Genomic DNA, 4,268 nt, shown 5'->3' on the forward strand with positions numbered 1-4,268 from the left:
GCGGCCGATCAGGTCCGGAATCTTCGCCGCGGCCGGGTCGGGGACGGTGGTGCGGTGTCGGCGGCGCAGGCGGAGCCCGGCCAGCCCGATCGTCTTCATGACCCGGGCGATGCGTTTGTGGTTCACCACCTCGCCGTTCTCCCGGAGCTCGGCGGTGATCCTGGGGACGCCGTAGGTGCCCTCCGAGGCCCGGTGAACCGTGCGTATCCGGGCAGCGAGCTGTGCGTCGGCGGTCTGGCGGGCCGCCCTTGCGGATGTCGTCCTGCGCCAGTAGCAGAAGCTGGAGCGGGAGAGGCCGAGGATGGTGCACAGCCGCTTCACGCCGTAGCGGCGCTGATGGTCGGCGACGAACTGGAAGCGGTTCACCAGCGCGTCTCCCCGGCGAAATATTTCGCCGCCTTCCGCAGGATCTCACGCTCTTCCTCCAGTTCGCGGACCTTCTTCCGCAGAGCGGCGTTCTCCGACTCCAGCGGCGTCGGCGGCTCGGCAGGCACCTCCGCCCGGTGCCCCCGGGACCGGCTCGCACCGGCCGCTCGGACCCAGTTCCGCAGGGTCTCGGGGTTGATCCCCAAATCGGCGGCGACCTGCCTGATAGTCGCCTCGGGCCGCGACTCATACAGCGCGATCGCGTCTGCCTTGAACTGCGGCGGATAGTTCTTCATGACCACGAGATGTCCGTTCTCAGATCCTCAGAATCCAGTGTCTCGTGTGTCCAGGATCAAGGGTCAAGGCCCGACCTTCTGGAAGGGGCAGTGCCTGCAGCCGCCGCCACCCCGTGATGCCTACGCCGATCCGGCACGGCTGTACGTGCTGTGCTCGGACAGCGAGGCTGACGCACACGTTCCGAACAGGTGTCGCGGTGGTCCTAGTGGGGGCCGGTTCGCGATTCCTAGGCTCGACGCATGACAAGCAAAGTTGTTTATGACTATGTCGTGGTCGGCGCGGGAACAGCGGGCTGCGTGATTGCGTCCCGGCTCTCGGAACGGCCCGGTGTACGGGTGCTGCTCCTTGAGGCGGGAGCCCGGGACGCGACCGAGGCGATGGCATCTCCCTGGGGCTGGCTGGTGCCCGACCCGGTATCGCTGTGGCCCGGTACCTCGACCGTGCAGGCCGGTACGGGCAGCACGGTGGACCTGCGACGCGGCAAGGCGCTCGGCGGCTCGTCCAGCGTCAACGGCTTCTACCACTTGCGCGGGCACCGCTCCGGTTACGACGCCTGGCCCGGCCTCGGCGCTCCCGGTTGGGGCTTCGACGATCTGCTGCCCTATTTCCGCCGCAGCGAGAGCGCACGCGGCCGTGACGCTTCCGTACGAGGCACGGACGGGCCCGTCGTGGTCGCGCCTGTTCCGGTGCCCCATCCTCTGTCCGTGGCGGGGGTCGAGGCCGCGGTGGAGGCCGGGTTCGCTCGCGCGGACGACATCAGCGGCGGGCTGGAGACCGGGTTCGGGTGGAGCGACATGAATCTGCCCGGCGGCGCCCGCCAGAGTGCGGCCGACGCGTACATCCGTCCGTTCCTCGACCGGCCGAACCTGGACGTCGTCACGGACGCCACCGTGCGGCGGTTGCGCACCGACGCCGGCCGCTGCACCGGTGTCGAGTACACCGTCGGTGGCGCGCACCGGTCTGTCGATTCGGCCGAGGTGGTGCTGACCGCGGGAGCCATCGGCTCGGCGCACCTGTTGATGCTGTCGGGGATCGGCCCGGCACAGCACCTCCAGGAGCACGGCATCGATGTCGTCGCCGACCTGCCGGGCGTGGGCTCCCATCTGCAGGACCACCCCATCGTGGGTGTGGTGTACGAGGCTGTTGAGCCCGTACCGTTCCTGCCCGCCAACCCGCCGAGCGAGGTGATCGGCCTGCTTTCCAGCGGCCCCGACGCGGTCCGGCCGGACCTTCAGATCCTTTTCGTTCCCGCCCCGATGCCCTCGCCCTGGGGCGACCCGCCGGCCAACGGGTACACCATCTCCTTCTCCGCGGTGGCTCCGTACAGCAGCGGCACCGTACGTCTCGCGGACGCCCGGCCCGACAGCGCTCCGGTGGTCGATCCCGCCTATCTGAGCGACGACCGTGACCTGGAGGTCATGCGCAGGGGCCTGGCCCTGGCCCGCCGGATAGGGGAGGCCGACGCGTTCGCCGACTGGCGGAAGCAGGAGGCGGTGCCGGGCTCCGGGACGCGCGGCGCATCCGAGGACGAGTTCATCCGCAAGTCGCTCGGCTCCTACTTCCACTTCACCGGCACCTGCCGGATGGGAACCGACCCCGACGCCGTCGTCGCCCCCGCGGACCTGCGCGTCCACGGGATCGCCGGGCTGCGGGTCGCCGACGCCTCGGTGATGCCTTCCATCCCCTCGGCCAACACGAACGCGACCGTCTACGCCATCGCCGAACGGGCCGCCGAACTGGCCGGCTGAGTCCTCGTCAGCGTGCTCCGGCCGAGCGGACGTACTCGGTGGGCGTCTGGCCGTACCGTTTTCTGAACTCCCGGGTGAAATGGCTGCTGTCCGCGAACTGCCAGTGCGCGGCCAGTTCCGAGATGCTCAGGCGGCCGGACGGCGCGGTCAGGGCGAGCCGGGCCTCCTGCAGCCGCCGGTGGCGGATGTAGGAGGTCACCGGCTCTCCCACCGCGGAGAACGCCCGCTGCAGCGTACGGACGGAGACGTTGAGTTCCCGCGCGAGCATCGCCGGGGACAGCTCGGGATCGGCGAGCCGGCGGTCCGCGAGGTCCTTGGCCGCCTGGGTGAGCGCCGGAGCCAGCCAGGGTTCCACATCGTCGAACCGGCCCTTCGCCACCGCCTTGGTCAGCTCGATCAGGGTGTTGTGGGCGGCGTCCACGCCTGCCGGGCCGAGTTCGGTCACGGTCATGTGGATCGTGTCCGTGAGGGCCGCGAGCAGACGCATCTCGGCCGAGTCCGCCGACCCGGTGAGGGCCCGGTTCCTGAGCAGGGGTTTGAGTTCCGCGGAGGGCAGGACGAAGAACCGCGCCGTGATGTGCGCCGTCGTGTCGAAGGCCGACTGGCGCCCGACGTGCCGGAGGAGGAACTGCCCGGCCGACACGGTCTGCTCGCCGTGGGTGGTCGGGCCGCCGAGAGTCCATGCGCCGCGCCGCACCACGTACAGGTGCACCAGATCCATGTCGCCGCCCGGCATGTCCAGGGTCCGGGTGGCCGACGCGGCGTGCAGATCGGCGATTGCCGCGCCACGCACCTTGACCACCCGGCCCCTGACCCTGAAGTCGGCCATTGTGTCCGGGGTGAAGTCCGGCAGCTGGAAGACATCGCGGCCGATCTGCGTTTCCCACCCGCGCCGGAAATCGTCGAGCCCTCGCGGCGCGGCATCTGGGTCGGTCGAGTCCAGGGAGAACACACCGCGGGCGCCGTCGAACGCCGTTCCAGTATCGTTCATCGGCCTAAGGATAGTGCCGTTGGAGTTCTACTGAGGTTTTCGTTAGTTCTGTGGGTGCAGGGGCTTGGGTGGTGTGAGGATCCGGCTGTGTCTTTGCAGTCCGAGTCTGACGCTTGTGCAGGAGCCGTTTCGCCGTTGACGCGGACGCAGTTGGCCGAGGCGCGTCGTATGCGTGCGGCCGAGATGTTCGAGCGGGGGTGTACGCAGCCCGAGGTCGCGCGGGCGGTGGGGGTCTGTCTGGAGAGCGTGCGGCGGTGGAGACGCGTGTGGGAGCAGGAGGGAACTGCAGCTCTGCGGCGGCGCCCGGCCGGAGGTCGGCCACCCAAGCTGGACGACGCCCAGGCCGCCGCGGTCCGCCAGGCTTTGGAGCAGGGCGCCCAGGCTCACGGGTTCGAGGCGGACCTGTGGACCCTGGAACGGGTGGGCGTGGTGGTGGAGCGGGTGAGCGGGGTGACGTTGGCGCGGGCATCGGTATGGCGTCTGCTGACCGGCCGGCTGGGCGCTGTCACGTTGTTGGTGGGTAGGTGTGTGATGGTGCGTCGTGGCGTGGTGGAGTGCGGTTCCGGGCTGTGCTCAGGCATTGGTGGAGGGGTAGGCGGCGCCGGTGATCTGCTCCCAGATGGTGAAGCGGACGGTCATCTCGGCTCGGTAGTGGTGTGCGGACAGCCGGTGACGTCGGGGCCGGAAGTGGGGTGAGATGCCGCTGAACGCGGACAGGAACCGCTGGGCTGCACCGACGCTGCGGAAGCCCTTCATCGCTCGTTCGCGCTGCCTGGTGGGCTGGTGGCTGTTCTCCGCCCGGTTGTTCAGCCCTTTGTGGGAGCAGTGCTCGACGGAGGGCATGACCTCGCGGTGGGCCGCTTTGT

Annotated in this window: 5 protein-coding genes and 1 pseudogene; 2 read left to right on the forward strand and 4 right to left on the reverse strand. The window is 69.7% G+C overall.

All coding sequences use genetic code 11. From position 1 onward, the window contains the following. A partial coding sequence (locus HO151_RS05550; RefSeq protein WP_173894984.1) for an IS3 family transposase occupies positions 1 to 366 on the reverse strand: 366 nt, incomplete at its 3' end. After that, positions 363 to 662: a transposase gene (locus tag HO151_RS05555; RefSeq protein WP_217422899.1), complete on the reverse strand. Its 300-nt coding sequence runs from the start codon at positions 660 to 662 to the stop codon at positions 363 to 365. The genes HO151_RS05555 and HO151_RS05550, both read right to left, overlap by 4 nt. A 240-nt stretch (positions 663 to 902) precedes the next feature. On the opposite strand from HO151_RS05555, the gene HO151_RS05560 reads away from it, so the two are divergent. Further along, positions 903 to 2,411, forward strand: coding sequence for a GMC family oxidoreductase (locus HO151_RS05560; protein WP_173894986.1), 1,509 nt, complete (start codon positions 903 to 905; stop codon positions 2,409 to 2,411). Between the two features lie 7 nt (positions 2,412 to 2,418). On the opposite strand, the gene HO151_RS05565 is transcribed toward HO151_RS05560, so the two are convergent. Then, positions 2,419 to 3,402: a helix-turn-helix domain-containing protein gene (locus HO151_RS05565; protein ID WP_254594760.1), complete on the reverse strand. Its 984-nt coding sequence runs from the start codon at positions 3,400 to 3,402 to the stop codon at positions 2,419 to 2,421. A 183-nt stretch (positions 3,403 to 3,585) separates the two neighbouring features. On the opposite strand from HO151_RS05565, the pseudogene HO151_RS07710 reads away from it, so the two are divergent. Continuing rightward, positions 3,586 to 3,828, forward strand: a pseudogene (locus tag HO151_RS07710) (helix-turn-helix domain-containing protein); the annotation flags it as partial. 147 nt (positions 3,829 to 3,975) lie between these two features. On the opposite strand, the gene HO151_RS07470 reads toward HO151_RS07710, so the two are convergent. Next, a partial coding sequence (locus HO151_RS07470) for a DDE-type integrase/transposase/recombinase (protein WP_254594761.1) occupies positions 3,976 to 4,268 on the reverse strand: 293 nt, incomplete at its 5' end.

It is taken from the genome of Streptomyces sp. 8P21H-1, assembly GCF_013302945.1.